We start from the raw sequence: 23,167 nt of genomic DNA, 5'->3' as shown, positions 1-23,167 counted from the left end.
CTGCCGGCCATGACCAAGGGTCCGGTCCGCCTCGACGTGTCCGTCGGCTATGCCCTGCCCCGCGCAGGGCTGCCGGCCTCGGTGAGCTTCCGCAAGTGGGTGGCCGCTGCGCTGGCCGGCCGCATCCTGGAGGCCGACCTGGCCATCCGCCTGGTGGATGCGAAGGAAGGCCGCGCCCTGAACCGCCATTACCGCGGCAAGGACTACGCCACCAACGTGCTCAGCTTCCCCGCCGAGCTCGACGAAGGCATCAAGCTGCCGCCGGGCGTGCGCATGCCGCTGCTCGGGGACCTGGTGCTCTGTGCCCCGGTCATCGCCCGCGAGGCCCGCGAGCAGGGCAAGCCGCTCGCGGCCCATTACGCCCACCTGACCGTCCACGGCACCCTGCACCTGCTGGGCTGGGACCACGGCGACGACGTCGAGGCCGAGGCCATGGAGCAGCTGGAACGGGACATCCTGGCCGGGATGGGCATCGACGACCCCTACCGCGCAGGCTGAACGGACGCGGTAAACTCCCCCGGCCGCCCCACCCCCCGGGGCGACGATACGAGCGAGATGTCCGAAGACGACAGTAGTAATGGCAATGGCCCCGGCAGCACGCCGGAACCTCCGGAACGCCGGCGCAGCTGGCTGGATCGACTGAGTTCGGCCATTTCGGGCGATCCCGACTCGCGCGACGACCTGGTCGAGCTGCTGCGCGACGCCCAGGCCGACGGCCTGATCGAGGCCGACACCCTGCGGATGATGGAAGGCGCGATCGCCGTGTCCGACATGACCGTGGGCGACGTCATGGTGCCGCGCTCGCAGATGGTGTCGCTGTCGGTCGATTCCCGCCTCATCGATCTGATGAAGGACGTGGTCGAGTCCGGCCATTCGCGCTTCCCCGTGCACGGCGAGGACAAGGACGAGATCCTGGGCATCCTGCTGGCGAAGGACCTGCTGCGCGGCGTGGTCGCCGACAACGGCCCCGGTTCGATCCACGCGCTGCTGCGCCCGGCGGTGCTGATCCCCGAGTCGAAGAAGCTCAACGTGCTGCTGCGCGAGTTCCGCCAGTCGCGCAACCACATGGCGATCGTGATCGACGAGTACGGCGGCGTCGCCGGCGTGATCACGATCGAGGACGTGCTGGAGGAGATCGTCGGCGAGATCGACGACGAGCACGACGATGCCGAGGATCCCGAGGCCCTGATCGCGGCCCAGGCCGACGGCCAGTACGTGGTCGACGCGCTGACGCCTATCGACGACTTCAACGAGCGCTTTGGCGCCGACTTCGACGACGACGAGTACGACACCATCGGCGGGCTCATCACCGCGGCCATCGGCCACCTGCCCGAAGCCGGCGAGGAGCTCACGCTTGGCCGCTTCACGTTCCGCGTCGCCAGCGCCGACGCGCGCCGGCTGCACGCCCTGCACCTGTCGATCCATGGCGACTGAAGCGTGACGGCATCCCTGGCCATGGTGGGGCGCGCAACCCGCCCGGCCGCCATGCTCGGCCTGCTGCTGGCGCTGCTCGCCTGCTGCCTGCCGGCCCTGGCCGCCCCGCGCATCGGCGTGGCCACGATGCAGCCCGGCGAGATCTTCTTCGAGCGCTTCGGACACAACGCGATCGTGGTCGACGACCCCGCCGCCGGCCCGCCGCTGTCCTACAACTTCGGCTTCTTCGACCCCGAAGAACCCGACTTCCACCAGCGCTTCATGCGCGGTGACATGCAGTACCGGCTGGCGGTGCTGCCGCTGGCGCAGGACCTCGCCTACTACGAAAGCGTCGGCCGCGGCGTCGCCATCCAGTGGCTCGACCTCGAAGAGGAGACGGCTACCGCGCTTGCCGAACGCCTGGCCTGGAACGCGCGCCCTGAAAACGCCAGCTATCCCTACGACTACTTCCTCGACAACTGCAGCACCCGTGTGCGCGACGCGCTCGACGCGGCATTGGGCGGCCTGCTGGCGCGGCACCTGCAGGGACGCTCGCAGGGCAACACCTTCCGCAGCGAAGCCGTGCGCCTGGCGCGCCCGGACCGGCTGATGGCGCTGGGCTTCGACCTTGGCCTGGGCCCGGCGGCCGACCGTCCGAACGCGCTCTGGGAGGATGCTTTCGTCCCGATGCGGCTGGCGCAGTCCCTGCGCGACGTGCGCCTGGCCGACGGGCGGCCCCTGGTCGTGGCCGAGGAGGCGTTGCTGCCGCACCTGCTGGAGCCCGAACCCGTGCCGCGCCGCGTCGCCTGGTGGCCGTGGCTGCTGGTGGGCGTCGCGCTGGCCGCGCTGGCGTGGTCGCAGCGCCACCGTCCCCGCGCGGTGGCTGCCGCCGCGCTTCCCGTCTGGCTGCTGTGCGCCGCGCTCGGCGCCGTGATGCTCTACATCTGGCTGGGCACCGCGCACCGCTTCGGCTGGGCCAACCACAACCTGCTGCTGTTCAACCCGCTGTGCATCCTGCTGCTGCCCGGAGCCTGGCGGATTGCCCGCGGACGCGACGGCGGCCTGGCCTTCCGCATCGTGCTGGCCGTGGTCACGCTGGGCCTCCTGGTGGCGCCCTTCCTGCTGTGGATGCCGCTGCAGACGCAGCGCAATGCGCATTGGCTGGCTTTGATGCTGCCCTTGCAGCTGGCATTGGCCGCGGCGCTGCATGCGCGCGCAGGCCCGCGTGCCCGTGGCAGTGACGAGGTGGCCGCGGCGGAAACCTGATCAGGCCGACGCCACGGCCCGATCGACCGCCTTGCCCGAAGCAGGCGCTCGGCGCAGGATCCGAGCCATGAACGACCAGCGCTGCGACCTTCCACAATCAGTGGTGAACTGCGCGGCCTACGACCGCGACGGCCGCCGCCGCGACATCGACCTCGACGCGATCAGCGACGTGCTCGCGGTCGATGACGGCAGCTTCGTCTGGATTGGCCTGTACGAGCCTGGCGAGGACGTGCTGGAGAAACTGCAGGAAGAATTCTACCTGCACGACCTCGCCATCGAGGACGCCCACAACGCACACCAGCGGCCGAAGCTCGAGGCCTACGGCGATTCGCTGTTCCTGGTCGCCAACACCGTGCAGGTGGTCGACGAGCGCATCCGATACGGCGAGACCCATGCCTTCCTCGGCCCACGCTACCTGGTCACCGTGCGCCACGGCGATTCGCTGTCCTACGCACCGGCGCGTGCGCGTATCGAGCGCGACCCCGAGCTGCTGGCACTTGGCCCGGCATTCGGCCTGTACGCGGTGCTCGACGCCATCGTCGACAACTACCTGCCGATCGTCGACGAGTTCAAGGCCACCCTGCAGGCGCTGGAGCAGGACGTTTTCAGCGAAGCCTTCAGTCGTGGAACCATCCGCCGCCTCTACGACCTCAAGCGTGAGTTGACCTATATGCGGGTCGCGGTGACGACGATGCAGGACGTGCTGTCGCAGCTGGTGCGCAGCAGCAGTCCGCTGGTATCCGACGAGGTGCGCCTGTACCTGCGCGACGTGCTCGACCACTCGGTGCGCGCCAACGATGCGGTCGACGTGCTGCGCGACATGCTCGGCACCGCGCTGGGCGTCAACCAGGCCCTGGTCACACTGGCCCAGGGCGAGGTGGTCAAGCGCCTGGCCGGCTGGGCGGCGCTGCTCGCAGCCCCCACGCTCATCGCCAGCTGGTACGGCATGAACTTCACAAACATGCCGGAACTGCAGGGCCGCTGGAGCTATCCGGTGCTGGTCGGCGGAGTCGTCCTGGTGGTCCTGGTGCTGTACCGCTACCTGCGGAAAGTACGCTGGCTCTGATGCCGCCTGACGCGACGCCTTCGACCAAAGTATGAGTCGGAATCACGCTGCAGTGCAGCATTGGCGATTGACCGCGATGGGAGTAGAAGCGACCCTGATCCCAACCAATCAAGGGGGCGTCTCATGAAGGGTGGAATCGGCAAGATCGCATGGGCCGCACTGGCATTGCTGGGTGCGTTTTGCCTGGGGACGGTCGCGCTCAGGCGCGGCGAACCGATCAACGCGCTGTGGATCGTGGTCGCCGCCGTCTCGATCTATCTCGTCGCCTACCGCTTCTACGCCCGCTTCATCGCCGACAAGGTGTTCGAGCTTGACGGCTCGCGCGCAACGCCCGCGATGATCCACAACGACGGCCTGGACTACGTTCCCACGAACAAGCACGTGCTGTTCGGCCACCACTTTGCCGCGATCGCCGGCGCCGGCCCACTGGTCGGCCCCGTGCTGGCGGCACAGATGGGCTACCTGCCCGGCACCCTGTGGCTGATCGTCGGCGTGGTCCTGGCCGGCGCGGTGCAGGACTTCATGGTGCTGGTGGTATCGAGCCGCCGCGATGCGCGCTCGCTCGGCGACCTGGTGCGCGAGGAGATGGGCCAGGTGCCCGGAACCATCGCGCTCTTCGGCGCCTTCCTGATCATGATCATCATCCTCGCGGTGCTGGCGATGATCGTGGTGAAGGCCCTGGCCGAAAGCCCCTGGGGCATGTTCACGGTGATCGCGACGATTCCGATCGCGATCTTCATGGGCGTGTACATGCGCTACCTCCGGCCCGGGAAGATCGGCGAGATCTCGGTCATCGGCCTGGTGCTGCTGGTGGCGGCGATCTGGTTTGGTGGTTCCGTCGCCGCGCACCCGACCTGGGGTCCCGCCTTCACCTTCACCGGCGTGCAGATCACCTGGATGCTGATCGGCTACGGCTTCGTGGCCGCGGTGCTGCCGGTGTGGCTGCTGCTCGCCCCGCGCGACTACCTGTCCACCTTCCTGAAGATCGGCGTCATCGTCGGCCTGGCCGTCGGCATCCTGATCGTGATGCCGGAACTGCGCATGCCGGCCCTGACCCAGTTCACCGATGGCACCGGCCCGGTGTGGAAGGGCTCGATGTTCCCGTTCCTGTTCATCACCATCGCCTGCGGCGCTGTCTCCGGCTTCCACGCCCTGATCGCCTCGGGCACCACGCCCAAGCTGATGGCCAACGAGCGCCACGCGCCGTACCTGGGCTACGGCGGCATGCTGATGGAATCGTTCGTGGCCATCATGGCCATGGTCGCGGCCTCGATCATCGACCCGGGCGTGTACTTCGCCATGAACAGCCCGGCGGCGCTGATCGGCACCGATCCGGTCGCCGTCGCGGAGATGGTGTCGAGCTGGGGCTTCGTGGTCACGCCCGAGATGTTGATCCAGACCGCGGAAGACGTTGGCGAGGCCTCGATCATCTCGCGTGCCGGCGGCGCACCGACGCTGGCCGTGGGCATCGCACAGATCTTCCACGCGGTGATTCCCGGCGAAGGAATGATGGCGTTCTGGTACCACTTCGCGATCCTGTTCGAAGCGCTCTTCATCCTCACCGCGGTCGATGCCGGTACCCGCGCCGGTCGCTTCATGCTGCAGGACCTGCTCGGCAACTTCGTGCCGGTGATGCGCAAGACCGAGGCCTGGATCCCGAACCTGATCGCGACCGCCGGCTGCGTGGCGATGTGGGGCTACTTCCTCTACCAGGGCGTGACCGACCCGCTGGGTGGCATCAACATGCTGTGGCCGCTGTTCGGCATTGCCAACCAGATGCTGGCTGCGATCGCATTGATGCTGTGTACGGTCGTGCTGTTCAAGATGAAGAAAGGCCACTACGCCTGGGTGCCGATCCTGCCCACCGTCTGGCTGCTGGCCTGCACGCTCAGCGCCGGCTGGATCAAGATCTTCGACGGCAACCCGGGCGTGGGCTTCCTGGCCCAGGCCAACAAGTACCGCGACGCGCTGGCCGCCGGCGAACTGATCGCTCCGTCGAAGGACTTCGGCGGCATGCAGCAGATCATGATCAACAACTACGTCAACGCGGGGCTGACGGCGCTCTTCATGTTCGTCGTGCTGGCGGTGCTCTTCTACTCGTTCGGCGCCGTGCGCAAGGCGCGCGCGAATCCGGCACGCACGGATCGCGAGACCGCCTACGTCGCACTGACGCCCGAGCAGCAGAAGGTCTGGCTCTGATGGCCGGACAGCTGGTCACGCTGGACCACTTCGCCACGCACAAGCGTGTGTGGCGGAGGATGGTGCAGACCGCCCGGCTGTGCTGCGGGATCCCGGACTACGACAACTACGTGCGCCACACGCTGGAGAAGCACCCGGATCGCGAGGTCATGGACTATCCGACCTTCTTCCGCGAGCGCCAGGAAGCCCGCTACGGCGGGCGCAGCGGGTTCCGCTGCTGCTGATTCCTTGCATCCCGCCCGGCACGGCGCTGCCGGGCGATTGAAGGGGATCACGATGGAGTCGCACGCCCTTGCCGGCGCGCATGCCATTGCGACAGCAGCGGCGACACGAGCGCCAGCGACACGATCGCCGCGAGCAAGAACATCGGGAACGCCGGCTGCATGTAATGCACATGCAGCGCCGGGAAGGACGACATCTCCACCAGTGCCAGCATCCCCGCGCGGGCGGCGGCCAGGCACCACGCCGCCGCTGCCAGCGCATGCAGCGGCTCGATCCGACGCCGCCGCAGTGCGCGGATGGATGCCCAAGCGAATGCCAGCAGGCCCGCCAGCGACAGCCACGGGAGGATCGCCGCGTAGACAAGGCCGATGCCGTGCCGGATCCATCGCGCGGACATGGGCGCTTCGGCGCTTTGTGGAAGGCTTTCATGCACCGAGTCGAAGCGCAGCCGTCCGGCATCCATCGCGAATTCACGGGTGCCAGCCGCCACCGCGGCCAGTTGCGCGGAGCCTGTTCCGCGCGTGGGCTCGATGGCGCAATCCGCGACCGTCGGAAGGGCGATGGCGAAACGGCTCCGGTCCGCGCCCGGGTCCTTGAAATGGCGTGCGATGTCGGGACTCGGGAGGCGTTCGATCGCAATCGCCTCCTCGACTCCCTTGCACCGCGCCTGCACCCAGCCGCCCTGCGGGTCGCGGAACCAGCCCGTCGCCGATACGCCGAGCGTGTCGGCAGGATCGGGGACCCGCGGCTCACCGACGAACTTCCACATCGCCCGCACGCGCGGCGACTTCACGTGGCTTTCGGTCTGGCCTTCGCCGATGCGCTGCCATGCAAGCATCGACAGGGCCTTGGCAAGATGACCCGGCATGTCCTGCCATTGCGATGCGGCGATCGGCGGAATACTCCCGACGAAGGTCGTGGCACAGTGCAGGCGCCGGTCCTCGCAGGCGGCGTTGATCTCGTCGGCGACCTGCCGGTAGTAGGCCTCCGCCTCGGGCGCGGAGCGGTACACGCCGATGGTGCTCACCGCATCGCGGAGCGCCCACATGAACCAGCCGCCCGCATAATCGCCGCAGCTGTGCGGATACAGCCTGCAGCCGGTTCTGGTCCAGGGCGAGCCGGGAACCTCGAGATGCGGGCGCAGCCGCGCGAACGCCGGACTGACCGCATACACAGCCTCCCGCACCTTGGCCGGCACGGGGACATACGGAACCGGTTCGCCCACGCGCACGCGTTGCAGCGCGGACATCGCGTCGGCATACGCCCCTTCGCGGGTTTCGACCGTGACGAACGCGCCGTACTTCGCAAGGTTGGTGGTGGCCACCAGTGCCATCCAGCCCCCAAATGCCAGGGCCACGCAGGCGATCCCCACCCCCGCCCGCCGCCGCCCGCCGGGTATGCGCCAGGCCGACGTGACCGCGGCCAGCAGCAGGAGCAGCACGCCCGGCACCACCCAGACCACGTCCTCGCGCGTGGTCCACATCCAGCCCAGCACCAGGCCCGCGAGCCCGGCCCAGCCCCATCCACGCCTGCCGGCGTGGCAGGCGTGGAGGAAGTGCAACAGGCACGCCAGGGCGATCAGGAGCTGCGCGGCGCCGATGTTGTCGCGCAGCACCCGGTTCCAGACGAGGGCCGCTGGATGCCACTGCAGCGCCAACACCACCAGCAGCGCCAGCCAGGTGCGTCCGCTGATCCTCTGCACCGCCGTCCCGAGCAGCAGGCAGGCAGCCGCGTAGAGCAGCGCCTGGGTCGTCATCAGTGACAGGCCCATGAGGTGGGTGAACGCCAGGAACAGCGGATAGCCCGGGCCTTTCATCAGGGTCGACTTGTCGTAGGCGCCCAGCCAGTCTCCCGACGCGATGGTTTCGCCACGCCACCAGAACCACGCGTCGTCATAGCTCGCGTCGGCAAGGATCGCGACCGGCATGTACGCCACGAACACGACGAACGCCATGGCCGACAGCACCGCCACCACTGCCGGTGCCCGGCGCTGCCACCCGTCCTTCATTCCCTGCTGCCCCATGGCCTTCCCTCGCACGTCCACCGGCAACGGTCCTAGTGCCGACGCGCCAGGAGCAACAGGTTGCTGGGCCATCCGCCAAGCGACACGCTGTCGATGCGCCAATCCACCAGGCCGGCCTGCGCGCACGCCTTCGCGAGGTCCGCCTTCCCCAGCAGGTTGAGATTTTCCTCCAGGCACAGCTCGCGATGGCCCAGCCGCCGCAGCAGCGCGCGGAACCAGGGCGCCGGCAGCCAGTGCAGCAGCGGCAGCACGGTATGGAACTCCACCGGGAACCAGCGGTTGGGCGTGGTCACGAACAGACCCTTCCTGGACACGCGGTACAGCTCGGCGAGGAACTTCGCCTGCTCGCCCGCCGACCCGACGTGCTCGAGCACGGCACTCGAATGCACCCAGTCGAAACTCCGGTCCGCGAACGGCAGGTCCTTGCCATCGGCGCGCACGAAACGCAGGCCCGGGTACATCTCCTCCAGGAAGCCCGCGTCATCGATACCGCAGGCGGTGATCCTGTCCTTGCGCGGATGCCACGCCTCGAGATAGTTCGAAGCCAGCTGTTCACGGTCGCTGGTCACGCCGACATCCAGGATCGTGTCATCGCGGGCCACGCCGGCGGCGATGAAGCGGGCGTACATCTTCCGGCGCATGTACGTGGACACGCGATCGGTGATGCCGCCGCCGCGCGCGACGTTGTACTGCGCGTTGACGCCGGGGCCGCTCACACCGCTTGCCCGGGACGGCGGGCATCCGGCAATCGCAGGGCCTCCAGGAAGAAGGCGGCCAGGCCGACCTCGCCACCGACCGCCATCAGCATGACCGAGGGCAGCACCCAGCGCATGGTCTCCCGCGGATCAAGCGCGCCGAAGTCACGCGAAGCCCAGACGTAGACGGCATACAGCGAAATCACCACGCCGGCCACGAACGTCAGCACCGCGGCGGCCAGGCACCGCTCCAGCGTCAGCACCGGGAACAGCCCCCGCCGGCGCCCGGTGTTGGGCAGCCAGCCGTTGCGGACGCCCATGGCCGTCGTCAGCACCGAGAACAGGACCATCTGCACGCCGAGCACGACGGCCGCGCCCGCGTAGGCCAGGGTATGCACGTCGAGGTTCACGCCAGCGATGCGGACGCTGTGCATCGCAATCAGGGCCATCGCCAGTACGCCGATCGCGACCAGCGCGAGGCCGGGGACCAGGAACAGCCAGCGCGGGCTATGGACCAGCAGGAAGCGCAGGTGCCGCCAGCCATCGCGCCAGGTCCGCAGGTGCGGCGGGCGCGAGCGGCCATCAGGCTGGAGCGTGGTCGGCACTTCGGTGATCCGGTAGTCGGCAAGCGAGGCCTTCACCACCATCTCGCTGGCGAACTCCATGCCGGCGGTCCGCAGGCCGAGCGCGGCAATGCGGTCGCGGTTGAAGCCACGCAGGCCGCAGTGGAAGTCGCGCACCTTCACCCCGAAGAACAGCCGACCGAGGAAGCTCAGCACCGGATTGCCCAGATACCTGTGCAGGAACGGCATGGCGCCTGCTGCAATCCCGCCCCGGAAGCGGTTGCCCATCACCAGGTCGCTTCCGCGTCGCAGCTCCTCGACGAAGGGCATGAGCCGCGAGAAATCGTAGGAATCGTCGGCGTCGCCCATGACCACGAAGCGGCCCCGTGCCGAGCGTATGCCCGCCATCAGGGCGGCGCCGTAGCCTCGCTCGGGCACCTCGACGACGCGCGCCCCCTCCCGGATCGCGATCTCGCGCGAGCGGTCGGTGCTGCCGTTGTCGGCGACCAGGACCTCGCCCGCCACGCCCGAGGCATCAAGGAAGGCCCGCCCCTTGCGGATGCAGGTCGCGAGCGTCTCTGCCTCGTCCAGGCAGGGCATGAGGATCGTCAGCTCGACGTCCGCGGCGGTCGCCGCTGCCACCAGTTCCGCGGACGGCGCCTCGCTCATGCCCCGGCCATGACCCGCAGGATCTGTCCGATGCCGTAGGCGATGACCGTGCCGGTGGCATAACCCACCGTGCCCAGCAGCACGCCGACCGGCGCCAGCGTCGGGTGGAAGGCCGCGGCCACCACCGGCGCGGAGGCCGCGGCGCCGATGTTGCCCTGCGAACCCACCGCGAAATAGAACAGCGGCGCGCGCACCAGCTTCGCCGCGATGAGCAGCACGATGATGTGCACGGCCATCCAGATCACGCCGATCAGGATCAGCTCCAGCCGCTCGGCGAGCTTGAAGAAGTCCATCTGCATGCCGATGCAGGCGATCAGGAAGTACAGGAACACGGTGCCTACCCGGGACGCGCCGGCGTTCTCCAGCCGCCGCATGGGAGTGAAACTGAGCAACAGGCCGCCCAGCGTCGACAGCACGATCACCCAGACGAAGGGCGCATCGAGGCTGAACTGGCTGGCCCAGGTGGTGTTGGCCCTGAACCAGGCCGAAGCCGGATCGGCCACGAAATGCGCCAGCCCGACCAGGCCGAAGGCCACGGCCACGATCACCATCAGATCGGTGAGCGTGGGGATGCGTGCGTTGGCGGCCTCGTAGGCCGAGATGCGTTCCTTCATCTCGTCGATGGCGCGGGTATCGGCGCCGGTGCGCGCGTCGATCTGCCGCGCGCGGTTGGCGAGGAACAGCAGCGTGCCCATCCAGAGGCTGGCAATGGCGACGTCGACCACGGCGAACTGACCGAACAGCGTCGCGTCCACTTCGTAGATCTCGCGGATCGCGACCATGTTCGCGCCGCCGCCGATCCAGCTTCCGGACAGTGCCGCCATGCCCTTCCATGTGTCACCGGCGACCGCCGCCGGCCAGAACCACTCCATCAGCTGGAAACTCACGATCGCACCCAGCACGATGCCCAAGGTACCGGCGCAGAACACGAACAGCAGCTTCGGCCCCAGCTTCAGGATGCCCTTGAGGTCGATCGACAGCGTGAGCAGCACCAGCGCCGCCGGCAGCAGCACGCGGCTGGCAATCGGGTTGTACAGCGCGCTGCTTTCACCGTCGATCAGGCCGGCGGTGTTGTAGATCGCGGGCACGAAATAGCACAGCAGCAGTGCCGGCACCCATGCGAAGAACTTCTTCCAGAACGGCGTCGGCCCGGATGCGAGCCAGAAGATGGCGCCGAGCGTGGCCGCGATCAGGCCGAAGACGACGATGTCGTTGGTGATCATCGGCATCGCGGCGTCGATCGCCTCGACCGCGCCGACCGGGTCCATGGCGTCGATGGCGGCGGCTTCGGCGGATGCTTCGGGCGCGGTGGATGCAGGGGCCATCGGCAGTGTTCCTGTCGGTTCGGTTCGGGATGGGTGGTGCAGGGTCGCGCGCGGCCGGCAGCGTTGTGCCGGCCGCGCGGAGTAGCGATTACCGGCCGATGTGCTGCTTGAGCCAGTCGTTGACGGTGTCGTGCCAGAACACGCTGTTCTGCGGCTTCAGCACCCAGTGGTTCTCGTCGGGGAAGTACATCAGCTTCGACTCGATGCCCTGGCGCTGCAGCGCAGTGAACGTCGACAGGCTCTGGTCGATCGGCACCCGGAAATCGTTCTGGCCGGCGACCACCAGCATCGGCACGCGCCACTTGTCGATGTGCCGCGCCGGGTTGTGGCGTTCGTAGGCTTCGGGATTGTCGAACACGGTGCCGCCGTTCTCCCACTCGGTGAACCAGAGTTCTTCGGTCACCAGGCCCATCGAACGGGTGTCGAAGACGCCGTTGTGGTTGACCAGGCACTTCCACGGCTCGTTCCAGTTGCCGGCGATCCAGTTGACCATGTAGCCGCCGTAGCTGGCGCCCAGCGCGCAGGCGTTGTCGCCGTCGAGGAAGTCGTACTGCTGCTGCGCGGCGGCCCAGCCCTTCTGCAGGTCTTCGAGCGGCGCGTCGCCCCAGTCGCCGCTGATCGCATCGGTGAAGGCCTGGCCGTAGCCGGTGGAGCCGTGGAAGTCGATCATGACCACGGCATAGCCCTGGCCAGCGTAGGTCTGCGGATTCCAGCGGTAGCTCCAGCCGTTGCCGAAGCTGCCCTGCGGGCCGCCGTGGATCAGGAAGGCGACGGGATAGGTCTTGCCCTCCTCGAAATTCCACGGCTTGACCACGTAGCCATGGACGGTCGCGCCCTTGGCGCCCTTGAAGCTGAACTGTTCGAAGGTGCCGAAATCGACGTCGGGCAGGCGCTCGGCGGCCGTCGGGGTGATTGCGCGCTGGTTCTGGCCATCAGTGGAGGCCACGTGGATCACGTCACCCGTGTCGATCGCATTGCGGCTGAAGACCAGGCTGTTGCCGGCGACCTCGAAGGACGACACGCTGCCGCCGCCGACCAGGCGCGTGACCTCGCCGCTGGCGATGTCGACCTTGAACAACGGGTACTCGCCGGTGTCCTGCGCGGCCACGTACAGCGCGCTGCCGTCCGCGGAGGGCTGCAGGCTGCTCGGCGAGCGGTCCCAGTCCGGCGCGATCTCGCGGCGCTCGCCGCTGGCCAGGTCGAGTGCCATCAGCGCGAAGCGGTCGGCCTCGAAGCCGGGGCGCGCCATCGCGCGGTAGAACAGGGTCTTGCCGTCGGCGCTGAACACCGGGCCGGCATCCCAGGCCTTGTTGTCGGCGGTGAGGTTGACCGGCGCCGCGCTGCCGGCGACATCCAGGCGGTACAGGTCGTAGTTGGTCGACCAGGCCGCCTCGCGCCCCGCCACGTTCACGCTGGCAACGATGCTGCCGCCGTCCGGCGCCCAGGCGTAATCGCCGGCACCACCGAAGGGCTTGCCCGGCACGTCGCCTTCCAGCGCAGCACTGATGGCGGTGGCGGCGGCGACGGGCTTGGCGCCGTCACCGGGCAGGCCGGCCACGAACAGGCGGTTGCGGCGGCCATCGGCCCAGGTGTCCCAGTGGCGCACGAACAGCTGGTCGTAGACGACGCCGGAAACCTTGGAGTCCTTGCGCTCGTCCAGGCGCTGCTTCGTGCAAGCGAAGTCCGCGCCGCAGTCGCCGAAGGTGTCGACGCTGAAGGCCACGCGGTCGCCGTCGGGCGAGACATGGTAGGTGCCGACGTCCATCGCGAAGGCGGTCAGCTGGCGCGGCTCGCCGCCGGCGAGCGGGATCGCGTAAAGCTGCTGCGAGCCGTCCTTCGCACTGAGGAAATAGACGGTTTCGCCATCGGGCGAGAACGAAGGCGAGTTGACGTTCCAGCCTTCCGGCGTCAGGCGCTTCGGCGGCGCCATGTCCCGCGTCACCAGGTTGCGCACGTAGAGCGCGCTGGTGTCCGAGTTGGCCTCGAGGTCGATGCTGCGCTGCGCGAACACCAGGTGCATGCCGTTGGGCGACAGCGTCGGCGAGGACACGCGCTCCATGGCGGCGAGGTCGCGCCCCTCGAGGCCGCGGGCGTCGGCGACCGCGGGCAGCGCGGCGATCAGGCACAGGGTCAGCAGGGCGATGCGCGGCATGGATCGGGACTCCGGACGGAAAGTCCCGATGGTAGGCGGCGCGGACGCGTGGCGCAAAGGCGGGAAGTCCGGGTCCCGGGCGTGGCCGTGGCCGCCGGGCGGGTGCTTGCCTTGGCGCGGTGGAGCGGCCCCGGCAAGCGGCACGGGACCGTCCTCCAGCTTCAGAGCGGCCCGGGCTCCACCGGCACTGCCGCCGTGTCCTGCTTCGCGCCGCTGCGGTAGAGCAGCCACGCGACCACGGCCAGCACCGCCAGGCCAACCCACTGGTTGAAGTGCAGCGACTCCGCCACCGCCAGCACGTCGGCGCGCTCGGTGAGCACGATCGGCACTGCGATCGCGATCCCCATCAGCGCCTCACCGGTGATCAGGCCCGCGGCGAACAGGGTGCCCGGGCGGTGGATGCGGTCGCGCGCGGCCTCGTCCTGCCCGTCGATGCCGTGCTTGCGTTCGACCATCCACGCCAGGACGCCGCCGAGGAAGATCGGCACCATCAGCTCGATCGGCAGGTAGATGCCGATCGCGGCCGCAAGCACCGGCACGCGGAAGGTCGAGGCGCGCGCCTTCAGCCATTCGTCGAAGGCGATGATCGCGGCACCGACCCCGGCACCGATCGCGATCATGTCCCAGGGCAGCTTGCCGCCGAACATGCCCTGGGCCACCGAGGCCATCAGCGTCGCCTGCGGCGCGGCCAGCGATTGCGGCTGCTCCGGCGTGGGCGCGCCGATGCCGTAGGCCTGGGCGAGCAGGTTCAGCACGGGCGCCATGATCAGCGCGCAGGAGAAGGCGCCGATGCCGAGCATCAGCTGCTGCTTCCAGGGCGTCGCCCCGACGATGTAGCCGGCCTTGAGGTCCTGCAGGTTGTCGCCACCCACCGCCGCGGCGCAGCACACCACCGCGCCGATCATGATCGCGGCCACGGCGCCCACCGGCGAATCGCGGCCCAGCAGCAACAGCAGCACCGCTGCCGCGAAGAGGATCGTGGCGATGGTGATGCCCGAGACCGGGTTGTTGGACGAGCCGACCAGGCCGGCCAGGTAGGCCGACACCGACACGAACAGGAAGCCGGCCACGATCATGATGATCGTCATTGGCACGCTGACGAACCAGTTGCCGACGATCGCCTGGTACAGCACCAGCAGCGGGATCACGAACAGCAGCAGCGCGATCAGCATCCACTTCATCGGCAGGTCTTTGTCGGTCTCGGCCACCGCCTCGCCGCTGCCCTTGCGCGCCGCGGCGATGCCGCTCTTCACGCCCGACAGCAAGGACTTGCGCAGCGAGAACAGCGTCCAGATGCCGCCGACCAGCATCGCGCCCACGCCGAGGTAGCGGATCTTCGCCGACCAGATCGCCCCAGCGGCGTCGGCGGCCGGGACACCAGCCAGTTGCGTCGCGAGCACCGGATCGGTATCGAGGAAGAACGCGTGGTAGATCGGGATCGCGATGTTCCAGGACAGGATCGCGCCGGACAGCACCACGATGCCGATGTTCAGTCCGACGATGTAGCCCACGCCGAGCAGCGCCGGCGACAGGTTGGTGCCCATGTAGCCGAGGTACTTGCCGATGAAGCCGGACCCCACGGCGTTGTCGGGGATCATGCGCATGCCGCTCTCGGCGGCCACCTTCACAAGGGCGCCGATGCCCGCCGCCAGTGCCAGGATCCTGAGCCCGGGCCCGGCGCTCTCGCCGGCCTTGAGCACCTCGGCGGCGGCTTTGCCTTCGGGGAACGGCAGCGGATCCTCGACGATCATCGTGCGCCGCAGCGGCACGGAGAACAGCACGCCGAGCAGGCCGCCCAGGCCCGCGATCGCCAGCACCCACCAGTAACGGAAGTCGTCCCAGTAGCCGAGGATGACCAGCGCCGGGATGGTGAAGATCACGCCCGCCGCGATCGAGGAGCCGGCCGAGGCACCGGTCTGGACAATGTTGTTTTCGAGGATGGTGCCGCCGCCCAGCAGGCGCAGCACGCCCATCGAGACCACCGCCGCCGGGATCGCGGTGGCGATGGTGAGCCCTGCGAACAGGCCCAGGTAGGCGTTGGCCGCGGCCAGGATGACCGCCAGCACGATGGCCAGCAGCACCGCGCGGAAAGTCAGTTGCGGAACAGGCTCATCACGCGTGCGTTCGACCATGTGTGTCTCCAGGCTACTCGGAGGCCGCCGCGACGGTCCTGCCGCCGAGGTGCAGGTTCAGGAAAGCCAGCAACCGCGTGTAGTAGTCACGCCGGTTGGCTTCGACATAGAAGCCGTGTCCCTCGGTCGGATAGTACAGCGCCTCGACCGGCACGCCCGCCTTCGCCAGCGCGCGTTCCATCTTCTTCGTGTGCTCGACCGGCGCGATCCGGTCCTCGCCGCCCGCGGCCAGGAGGACCGGGACCTTGATGCGGTCGGCGAAGCGGTTGGGCGAGGCTTCGGCGAGCTTCGCAGCATCGCTGCCCACCCACTCGGACGACCAGTTGCCCAGCCGACGGCTGTCACGGGCGGTCGTGGCCTGCATCTCGGGGAGGTCGTACACGCCGACATAGCCCGAAGCACAGCGGTACAGGTCCGGCTCCTTCGCCACGCCCATCAGGGCCGCATAGCCGCCATAGCTGCCGCCATGGATGCAGATCCGGGCCGGGTCGGCGATGCCCTCCGCGATCGCCCAGCGGGTGGCGTCGGTGACGTCATCCTGCATCTTGCCGCCCCACTCGCGCGCGCCCGCTTCCTGGAATGCACGGCCGTGGTTGCCCGATCCCCGGTAGTTCACCTGCAGCACGGCGTAGCCCGCCGCCGCCAGCAGCTGGACGTCGGTGTCGAAGCCCCAGCGGTCGAAGACGCCGTAGGGCCCGCCGTGCGGCATCACCACCGTGGGCAGCGAGCGACCCTCCGAACCGGGCGGCAGCGTCAGGTAACCGGCCAGGGGCAGGCCGTCGCGCGCGGTGAGCGAAACCGGCCGCATCGCGGCCATCCGCTCCGGGTCGTGCCAGCTGCGGGCGCTCATGACGTAGGCGGCCTTCTTGGCCACGGTATCGAACGTGAAGTAGTCGCCCGAATTGCGGTCGCTCCAGGCATAGACGAGCACGCTGCGGCCATCTTTCGTCGACGAGGTGACCAGGACCGAGTGCCCCGGGAAAGCGGCCTCGAGGCTGCGGTACTGTCGTTCGGCCGCCGAGCCGGGTTCGAAGAAGGCCGTGCGTGGCTTCCCATCCATGTAGCGCACCCCGACCGGCATCCCGCTCACCGGATCGTGGAGGATGGCTTCGGGCTCGGCGCCGTCGTCGGCCAGGACCACGGAACGCTCGCCCGTGGCCATGTCGAGGCCTTCGATGATCGATGTGCCGGCAATGCGCTGCGAGCGCAGGTACAAGGTGGCGTTGTCAGGCGAGAACCCGAGCGGAATCCGCGATACGCCGTGACTGGCCTCGTCGTTGAACAGCACCCACTCGGCGCCTTCGTCCTTGCGGGTGTAGGTCTTGATCGAGTTGTCGACGTTGGCGCCCCATGCGGCCCGCACCGCACCGGTGTTGTCGGTCACATAGCTGCCGTTGCGCACCGGGGCGCGGGTGATCGGCGCGCGCCGCCCGGTCACCACATGCATGCGCTCGGCGCGCGTGTAGGGATCCTCGCCGAAGCCGCCGACCGCGATGATGACCTCGTTCTCGCTGCCGGGCAGCGCATCCACGAGCTCGGCCCACACCATTTCCGTGCGCTTGCCGGTGGTGATGCGCGAGCCGAGCTCGGGTGCGTACAGGCTCTGTCCCACCAGGATGTCGGAGCGGCGATCAGTGGCCCGGGCCGTGTAGATCTCACCGGTCTCCCGGGGCGCATCCAGCAGGCCCATCTTCTCGGCCACGGAATACAGCAGGCGATCGTCGTTGACCCACGTCATCCGACTGACGTGCCGGTACTTGCCGGGCGACCCGCCACCGGTGACCTTGTTGTCGGAAAGCCGCACGATCACCAGCGCCGTGGTGTCTTCCAGCGGCACCGTGGCCGCGACGTATTCGCCCGTCGGTGAGATCTCGATATCGCCGAACTCGGACTTCCTGATGAACGGCTCGATGTCCACCGCGAATGCCGGCGCCACGCACGCAAACGCCACCAGGACGGCCACGATCAAACGAATGCTGTTCCCCACGATGCTTCCCCCAGGATGTTCAATGTTCCCGCCGCGCCCCCGACGCGCCGGCCTTACTTTTTCCCGCCCGCCGCCGACACTTCGTCGAGCACGCCGGACAGGGCGTCCTTCCAGTCGGGCAGTTCCAGCCCGAACTCCGCCTGCATGCGGGTGAGGTCCAGGCACGAGTACGCCGGCCGGCGCGCAGGCGTCGGGTAATCGGCGGTCGTGATGGGCAGCACCCGTGGCACCCGCTGCAGCAGGCCACGCGCGTGCGCACCGGTGAAGATCGCCTCGGCGAAGCCGTGCCAGCTGGTACTGCCGGCCGCGGTGAGATGCCAGAGCCCGCTCGCTTCGGGCTTCGTCCGCAGCGCATGCGCGGTGGCTCGCGCGATCACGCGCGCCGGGGTCGGCGTGCCGACCTGGTCGGCGACCACCCGCAGCTCATCGCGATCCGCGCCCAGGCGCAGCATCGTGCGCATGAAGTTGTGGCCGTGGGCGCCATAGACCCAGGCGGTACGGAACACCATGTGGCGCGCACCGCTGTCGCGCACGGCCTGCTCGCCCGCGAGCTTGCTGGCGCCGTAGACGCCCAAGGGCGCGGTCGCGTCGTCCTCGCGCCAGGGCTGCGTGCCGCTGCCATCGAATACGTAGTCCGTCGAGTAGTGCACGAACAGCGCGCCGCGACGGGCACAGGCCGCGGCCAGCGCGGCCGGCGCCTCGGCATTGGCGCGGTACGAGGCGTCCCGCTCTTCTTCGGCGCGGTCCACGGCGGTGTAGGCGGCGGCGTTGACCACCACGTCGGGCGCGATGCGTTCGACCAGCGCCGGCAGTGTTCCGGGCTGGTCGAAATCCGCGCGCTCGCAAGTGTCTTCGTCGTCGAGCGTTCCGCTGCGGGTGGTGCAGACCACCTCACCCAGCGACGCGAGCTCCCGGCGCAGCGCGTGGCCGACCTGGCCGTTGGCGCCGAGCAGCAGCAGCCTCATGGCGCGTAGACCGGCAGCCGCTCCTCGGGCACATCGGCCAGGAACGGTGCGCGTGCGTCCTTGTCGGAAAGCACGGGGTCCGCGACCGGCCAGTCGACCGCCAGCGCGGCGTCGTTCCAGCGGATGCCGGCGTCCGCGTCGCGGTCGTAGGTTTCCGTGCACAGATAGGTGAACACCGCGCGTTCGCTGAGCGTCACGAAGCCGTGCGCGAAGCCTTCCGGGATCCAGAAGTGGCGCTTGTTCTCGGCGCTCAGCACGACCGCCGTCCACTGGCCGAAGGTTGGCGAGCCACGGCGGATGTCGACCGCGACGTCCCAGACCTCGCCTTCCACCACCGAGACGTACTTGCCCTGCGGCTTGGGCCACTGGTAGTGCAGGCCACGCAGCACGCCGCGCGTCGACGACGACACGTTGCCCTGCACGAAGGCGGGCGCAAGTCCGTGCTGCGCGAGCTTGTCGGAGTTGAAGGATTCGTAGAAGAAGCCGCGATCGTCGCCGAATACCTGCGGTTCGATCACCACGCAGCCCGGCAGCCCGGTCTCGATCACTTTCATCGCACCACTCCGCGCTTGGCCAGCGACAGCAGGTACTGGCCGTAGCCGTTCTTGGCCAGCGGAGCCGCCAGGCGGGTGAGGTCGGCGTCGTCGATCCAGCCGTTGGTCCAGGCGATCTCCTCCGGACAGCACACGCGCAGGCCCTGCCGCGCCTCGACGGTCTCGATGAAGTTCGAGGCCTCGATCAGCGACTGGTGGGTGCCGGTATCGAGCCAGGCGTAGCCCCGGCCCAGCTGTTCAAGATGCAGGCTGCCCTCGTCGAGATAGCAGCGGTTGAGGTCGGTGATCTCGAGCTCGCCGCGCGGCGACGGCGTGAGCGAGGCCGCGAAGTCGCTGGCGCGGCCGTCGTAGAAGTACAGCCCGGTGACGGCGTAGTTCGAGCGTGGGTTGACGGGCTTTTCTTCCAGGCCGATGACCTTGCCGTTGCCGTCGAACTCGGCCACGCCGTAGCGCTCCGGATCGCCGACCCAGTAGCCGAACACCGTCGCGCCCTCCTGGCGCGCATCGGCGCGCTTGAGGATCTCGGTGAAGCCATGGCCGTGGAAGATGTTGTCGCCCAGCACCAGGCAGCTCGGCTTGCCGTCGACGAAGTCGCGGCCGATCAGGTAGGCCTGTGCCAGCCCGTCCGGGCTTGGCTGCACCGCGTAGCGGATGTCCATGCCCCACTGCGAGCCGTCGCCCAGCAGGTGCTGGAACAGCGCCTGTTCGTGCGGGGTGTTGATGATCAGCACTTCCCGGATCCCGGCGAGCATCAGCGCGCTGAGCGGGTAGTAGATCATCGGCTTGTCGTACACCGGCAGCAGCTGCTTGCTGATCGCCTGCGTGATCGGGTACAGGCGCGTGCCGGAGCCGCCGGCCAGGATGATGCCGCGGCGCGACGTCATGCCGCCCCCCCGATGCGTTCCAGGCGATAGCTGCCGTCGAGCACGCGCTGCACCCAGGGCTGGTTGTCGAGGTACCAATCGACCGTTTCGCCGATGCCGCGCTCGAAGGTGTATTTCGGCTCCCAGCCGAGCTCGTCACGCAGCTTGGAGGCGTCGATCGCGTACCGGCGGTCGTGGCCGGGCCGGTCCGCCACGAACGCGATCTGCGATTCGCGCGGCTGGCCGTCTTCGCGCGGCCGGCGTTCGTCGAGCAGCGCGCAGATCGTCTTCACCACCTCGATGTTCTGCATCTCGGCGTTGCCGCCGACGTTGTAGGTCTCGCCCACGCGGCCACGGGCCAGCACCGTGCGGATCGCCTCGCAGTGGTCGGTCACGAACAGCCAGTCGCGCACCTGCTTGCCATCGCCATACACCGGCAGCGGCTCGCCGGCCAGTGCCTTGGCGATCACCAGCGGGATGAGCTTTTCCGGGAAGTGGTACGGGCCATAGTTGTTGCTGCAGTTCGTGGTCAGCACCGGCAGGCCGTAGGTGTGGTGGAAGGCGCGCACCAGGTGGTCGGAGGCGGCCTTCGACGCCGAATACGGCGAGTTCGGCGCGTACGGCGTGGTCTCGGTGAAGAGGCCGGTGTCGCCCAGCGTGCCGTAGACCTCGTCGGTCGACACGTGCAGGAAGCGGAACGCCTCCCTCGCCTCGCCTTCCAGCGCCTTCCAGTAATCGCGCACCGCTTCCAGCAGCGCCAGCGTGCCGACGACGTTCGTCTGCACGAACGCCGCCGGGCCGTCGATCGAACGGTCGACATGGCTCTCGGCGGCGAAGTTGATCACCGCGTCGGGACGGTGCTCGGCCAGCAGGCCGGCGACCAGCGCGGCATCGCCGATATCGCCCTGCACGAACACGTGGTCCGGATTGCCGCCCAGCGACGACAGGGTGTCGAGGTTGCCGGCGTACGTGAGCACGTCGAGGTTGACGATGCGCACGCCCGCGGCGACCGCCTCGAGCACGAAATTGCCGCCGATGAAACCGGCACCGCCGGTCACGAGCCAAACAGGCATGTGGGGAAATCCTCCTGGGAATGCTGCGACCGCCGGGGGGCGATCAGAACGGGATGTCGTCGTCCGAGAAACCGCCGTCGTCGAATTGCGAGCCAGCTGCGCCACCGGCTGCGCCGCCCGCGGCCGCTCCGGGACCCTGGCCCTGGCGGCCCGGACCGGGCGCCTCGCGTCCACCACGCTGGGTATCGCCGCCGCCACCGCCGCCGCGCTGATAGTCGCCGCTGCCGCCACCGCGCTGTCCACCACCACCCTCGCCACCGCCGCCCAGCATCTGCATCTCGCTGGCGATGATGTCGGTGGTGTAGCGCTCGACGCCGTCCTTGCCGGTGTACTTGTCAGTGCGCAGCGAGCCTTCGACATAGACCTGGCGGCCCTTCTTCAGGTACTCGCCGGCGATCTCCGCCAGGCGACCGAAGAACTTGACCCGGTGCCACTCGGTGCGCTCCTGCTGCTGCCCGGACTGCTTGTCCTTCCAGGCCTCGGTGGTGGCCACGCTGATGGTGGTGATCGTGGTGCCGCTCTGGGTGTACTTGACGTCGGGATCGTTGCCGAGGTTGCCGACGATGATGACCTTGTTGATTCCGCGGGCCATGGATTGGGTTCCTGTCGCTCTTCGCCGGGATTGGCGGAGGAAAAGGGTGAGTATAACCGCCGCCCCCCGGCCATCCGCCGGTTCCCCGGCCCACGGTCGGGGAACGCCGCGCGGGGCCGCGAACGGGCCCCGGACCCTATAATGACGGCCCCCAGAACCGCGCCCGACATGGATCCCGACTCCCAGGCCGCCCCGGCCAGCCCCGCCCTCCCGCTGCCCGAGATCCAGGCCTACGCCGCCGCCGACATGGCCGCGGTCGACGCCCTGATCCGCCGCCGACTGGCGTCCGACGTGGTCCTGGTGAACCAGGTGGCCGAGCACATCGTGGCCGGAGGCGGGAAGCGCCTGCGCCCGATGCTGCTGCTGCTTGCCGCCCGGGCGCTGGGCCACCAGGGCCCGGACGCGCACCAGCTGGCGGCGGTGGTGGAGTTCATCCACACCTCCACCCTGCTCCACGACGACGTGGTCGACGAATCCGACCTGCGCCGCGGCCGCAGCACCGCCAACGCGGTCTTCGGCAATGCCGCCAGCGTGCTGGTTGGCGACTTCCTGTATTCGCGCAGCTTCCAGCTGATGGTCGAACTGGGTTCGATGCCGATCCAGGAGATCCTCGCCGACACCACCAACCGCATCGCCGAGGGCGAGGTGCTGCAGCTGCTCCACGTGCGCAACCCGGACGTGGACGAAGCCGCCTACCTGCGCGTGATCGAGCGCAAGACCGCGATCCTGTTCGCCGCCGCCACGCGCCTGGGCGCGCTGCTGGCCGGCGCGAGCGGGGAGGTGCAGCAGCGCCTCCACGACTACGGGCTCAACCTCGGCATCGCCTTCCAGATCGCCGACGACGTACTCGACTACAGCGCCGACGAGGCCTCGCTGGGCAAGCACCTGGGCGACGACCTCGCCGAGGGCAAGATGACGCTGCCCCTGATCCACGCCATGGACCGAGCCGACGACGCGCTGCGCCTGCGCCTGCGCGCGATCGTCGAAGAGGGCGATGTCGATGCCTTGGGCGAAGCGATCGCCGCGATCCACGCCAGCGGCGGGCTTGAGTACAGCCTTGCACGCGCCCGGGAATACGCCGCCCTGGCCGAGGCCGCGCTCGACGGGCTGGAGGACAGCCAGGCCGTGGCCGCACTGCGCGGACTGGTCAGACACGCAGTGGACCGCGGCGCCTAGGAATTCCCGGGGTTCGCTTCGTGGGAGCCGGGTCCCGTAGGAGCCGGACCTTGTGGAAATCCTTGTGGGAGCCGGATCCTTGTGGGAGCGGCTATAGCCGCGATCGTTGTGTCCGGGGCGCAGCGACAGCCGCGTGCCAGCGCGTGTTTCCGTGCCCATCGCGGCTATAGCCGCTCCCACAACAGCAACAGCAACAGCAGCAGCAGCAGCAGCAACAGCAACAGCAACAGCA

19 protein-coding genes are annotated in these 23,167 nt (G+C 68.8%); 7 read left to right on the top strand and 12 right to left on the bottom strand.

What is annotated here, in order from left to right:
* Positions 1–9 precede the first annotated feature (9 nt).
* The 6 genes from ybeY (at position 10) to ACW5F0_RS12895 (ending at position 6,168) form a co-directional block, all read left to right on the top strand.
* Entirely contained in the window at positions 10–498 is a 489-nt protein-coding gene (ybeY, locus tag ACW5F0_RS12920; RefSeq protein ID WP_456963889.1) for an rRNA maturation RNase YbeY, read from the top strand.
* Positions 499–555: 57 nt separating this feature from the next.
* Positions 556–1,434: an HlyC/CorC family transporter gene (locus ACW5F0_RS12915; RefSeq protein WP_456963888.1), complete on the top strand. Its 879-nt coding sequence runs from the start codon at positions 556–558 to the stop codon at positions 1,432–1,434.
* Between the two features lie 21 nt (positions 1,435–1,455).
* Entirely contained in the window at positions 1,456–2,679 is a 1,224-nt protein-coding gene (locus ACW5F0_RS12910) for a lipoprotein N-acyltransferase Lnb domain-containing protein (RefSeq protein WP_456999937.1), read from the top strand.
* 67 nt (positions 2,680–2,746) lie between these two features.
* Positions 2,747–3,745, top strand: coding sequence for a magnesium and cobalt transport protein CorA (locus ACW5F0_RS12905; RefSeq protein WP_456999888.1), 999 nt, complete (start codon positions 2,747–2,749; stop codon positions 3,743–3,745).
* Between the two features lie 123 nt (positions 3,746–3,868).
* Entirely contained in the window at positions 3,869–5,944 is a 2,076-nt protein-coding gene (locus ACW5F0_RS12900) for a carbon starvation CstA family protein (protein WP_456999887.1), read from the top strand.
* Positions 5,944–6,168 (top strand): YbdD/YjiX family protein, encoded by a 225-nt coding sequence (locus tag ACW5F0_RS12895; RefSeq protein WP_456963885.1) that lies wholly within the window; start codon positions 5,944–5,946, stop codon positions 6,166–6,168. The genes ACW5F0_RS12900 and ACW5F0_RS12895 overlap by 1 nt, the downstream gene beginning before the upstream one ends.
* Before the next feature lie 47 nt (positions 6,169–6,215).
* Here ACW5F0_RS12895 and ACW5F0_RS12890 read toward each other — a convergent pair whose 3' ends face one another.
* The 12 genes from ACW5F0_RS12890 to ssb form a co-directional block, all read right to left on the bottom strand.
* A complete protein-coding gene (locus ACW5F0_RS12890) occupies positions 6,216–8,174 on the bottom strand; it encodes a hypothetical protein (RefSeq protein WP_456999886.1) in 1,959 nt (652 codons plus the stop codon).
* A gap of 47 nt (positions 8,175–8,221) precedes the next feature.
* Positions 8,222–8,905: a methyltransferase domain-containing protein gene (locus ACW5F0_RS12885; RefSeq protein ID WP_456963883.1), complete on the bottom strand. Its 684-nt coding sequence runs from the start codon at positions 8,903–8,905 to the stop codon at positions 8,222–8,224.
* A complete protein-coding gene (locus ACW5F0_RS12880; RefSeq protein ID WP_456999885.1) occupies positions 8,902–10,116 on the bottom strand; it encodes a glycosyltransferase family 2 protein in 1,215 nt (404 codons plus the stop codon). Before ACW5F0_RS12880 ends, ACW5F0_RS12885 begins: the two co-directional genes overlap by 4 nt.
* Positions 10,113–11,339: a DUF819 family protein gene (locus ACW5F0_RS12875; protein ID WP_456965213.1), complete on the bottom strand. Its 1,227-nt coding sequence runs from the start codon at positions 11,337–11,339 to the stop codon at positions 10,113–10,115. Before ACW5F0_RS12875 ends, ACW5F0_RS12880 begins: the two co-directional genes overlap by 4 nt.
* Before the next feature lie 190 nt (positions 11,340–11,529).
* Positions 11,530–13,593 carry a dipeptidyl-peptidase 5 gene (locus ACW5F0_RS12870; protein ID WP_456999884.1) on the bottom strand — a complete coding sequence of 688 codons (2,064 nt, stop codon included), beginning with the start codon at positions 13,591–13,593 and terminating at the stop codon, positions 11,530–11,532.
* Positions 13,594–13,754: 161 nt separating this feature from the next.
* Complete coding sequence (locus tag ACW5F0_RS12865) at positions 13,755–15,725, bottom strand: OPT family oligopeptide transporter (RefSeq protein ID WP_456963880.1); 1,971 nt, start codon at positions 15,723–15,725, stop codon at positions 13,755–13,757.
* A gap of 13 nt (positions 15,726–15,738) precedes the next feature.
* Positions 15,739–17,688 carry an alpha/beta hydrolase family protein gene (locus ACW5F0_RS12860; RefSeq protein WP_456999883.1) on the bottom strand — a complete coding sequence of 650 codons (1,950 nt, stop codon included), beginning with the start codon at positions 17,686–17,688 and terminating at the stop codon, positions 15,739–15,741.
* A gap of 77 nt (positions 17,689–17,765) precedes the next feature.
* Positions 17,766–18,677, bottom strand: coding sequence for a dTDP-4-dehydrorhamnose reductase (gene rfbD / locus ACW5F0_RS12855; protein WP_456999882.1), 912 nt, complete (start codon positions 18,675–18,677; stop codon positions 17,766–17,768).
* Complete coding sequence (gene rfbC / locus ACW5F0_RS12850; RefSeq protein WP_456963877.1) at positions 18,674–19,231, bottom strand: dTDP-4-dehydrorhamnose 3,5-epimerase; 558 nt, start codon at positions 19,229–19,231, stop codon at positions 18,674–18,676. Before rfbC ends, rfbD begins: the two co-directional genes overlap by 4 nt.
* The gene (gene rfbA / locus ACW5F0_RS12845; protein ID WP_456963876.1) at positions 19,228–20,115 is read right to left on the bottom strand and encodes a glucose-1-phosphate thymidylyltransferase RfbA; all 888 of its coding nucleotides are present in this window, start codon (positions 20,113–20,115) and stop codon (positions 19,228–19,230) included. Before rfbA ends, rfbC begins: the two co-directional genes overlap by 4 nt.
* Positions 20,112–21,167: a dTDP-glucose 4,6-dehydratase gene (rfbB, locus tag ACW5F0_RS12840; RefSeq protein WP_456963875.1), complete on the bottom strand. Its 1,056-nt coding sequence runs from the start codon at positions 21,165–21,167 to the stop codon at positions 20,112–20,114. The genes rfbA and rfbB overlap by 4 nt, the downstream gene beginning before the upstream one ends.
* A gap of 43 nt (positions 21,168–21,210) precedes the next feature.
* On the bottom strand, positions 21,211–21,759 hold the full coding sequence (gene ssb / locus ACW5F0_RS12835) for a single-stranded DNA-binding protein (protein WP_456999881.1): 549 nt from the start codon (positions 21,757–21,759) through the stop codon (positions 21,211–21,213).
* A gap of 168 nt (positions 21,760–21,927) precedes the next feature.
* Between ssb and ACW5F0_RS12830 the strand changes: the two genes are divergently transcribed.
* Entirely contained in the window at positions 21,928–22,935 is a 1,008-nt protein-coding gene (locus tag ACW5F0_RS12830; RefSeq protein ID WP_456999936.1) for a polyprenyl synthetase family protein, read from the top strand.
* Positions 22,936–23,167 lie beyond the last annotated feature (232 nt).

This window comes from Luteimonas sp. A534 (genome assembly GCF_054072805.1).
This window is presented reverse-complemented; position numbering and strand designations above follow the sequence as displayed.

Coding starts and splice junctions, on each gene's coding strand:
- ACW5F0_RS12880 (WP_456999885.1), bottom strand. CDS start 10,116: ATGAGCGAGGCGCCGTCCGCGGAACTGGTGGCAGCGGCGACCGCCGCG.
- ACW5F0_RS12915 (WP_456963888.1), top strand. CDS start 556: ATGTCCGAAGACGACAGTAGTAATGGCAATGGCCCCGGCAGCACGCCG.
- ssb (WP_456999881.1), bottom strand. CDS start 21,759: ATGGCCCGCGGAATCAACAAGGTCATCATCGTCGGCAACCTCGGCAAC.
- ACW5F0_RS12910 (WP_456999937.1), top strand. CDS start 1,456: ATGGTGGGGCGCGCAACCCGCCCGGCCGCCATGCTCGGCCTGCTGCTG.
- ACW5F0_RS12865 (WP_456963880.1), bottom strand. CDS start 15,725: ATGGTCGAACGCACGCGTGATGAGCCTGTTCCGCAACTGACTTTCCGC.
- rfbA (WP_456963876.1), bottom strand. CDS start 20,115: ATGACGTCGCGCCGCGGCATCATCCTGGCCGGCGGCTCCGGCACGCGC.
- ybeY (WP_456963889.1), top strand. CDS start 10: ATGACCAAGGGTCCGGTCCGCCTCGACGTGTCCGTCGGCTATGCCCTG.
- ACW5F0_RS12900 (WP_456999887.1), top strand. CDS start 3,869: ATGAAGGGTGGAATCGGCAAGATCGCATGGGCCGCACTGGCATTGCTG.
- rfbB (WP_456963875.1), bottom strand. CDS start 21,167: ATGCCTGTTTGGCTCGTGACCGGCGGTGCCGGTTTCATCGGCGGCAAT.
- ACW5F0_RS12895 (WP_456963885.1), top strand. CDS start 5,944: ATGGCCGGACAGCTGGTCACGCTGGACCACTTCGCCACGCACAAGCGT.
- ACW5F0_RS12870 (WP_456999884.1), bottom strand. CDS start 13,593: ATGCCGCGCATCGCCCTGCTGACCCTGTGCCTGATCGCCGCGCTGCCC.
- ACW5F0_RS12890 (WP_456999886.1), bottom strand. CDS start 8,174: ATGAAGGACGGGTGGCAGCGCCGGGCACCGGCAGTGGTGGCGGTGCTG.
- ACW5F0_RS12875 (WP_456965213.1), bottom strand. CDS start 11,339: ATGATCACCAACGACATCGTCGTCTTCGGCCTGATCGCGGCCACGCTC.
- ACW5F0_RS12830 (WP_456999936.1), top strand. CDS start 21,928: ATGGATCCCGACTCCCAGGCCGCCCCGGCCAGCCCCGCCCTCCCGCTG.
- rfbD (WP_456999882.1), bottom strand. CDS start 18,677: ATGAGGCTGCTGCTGCTCGGCGCCAACGGCCAGGTCGGCCACGCGCTG.
- rfbC (WP_456963877.1), bottom strand. CDS start 19,231: ATGAAAGTGATCGAGACCGGGCTGCCGGGCTGCGTGGTGATCGAACCG.
- ACW5F0_RS12905 (WP_456999888.1), top strand. CDS start 2,747: ATGAACGACCAGCGCTGCGACCTTCCACAATCAGTGGTGAACTGCGCG.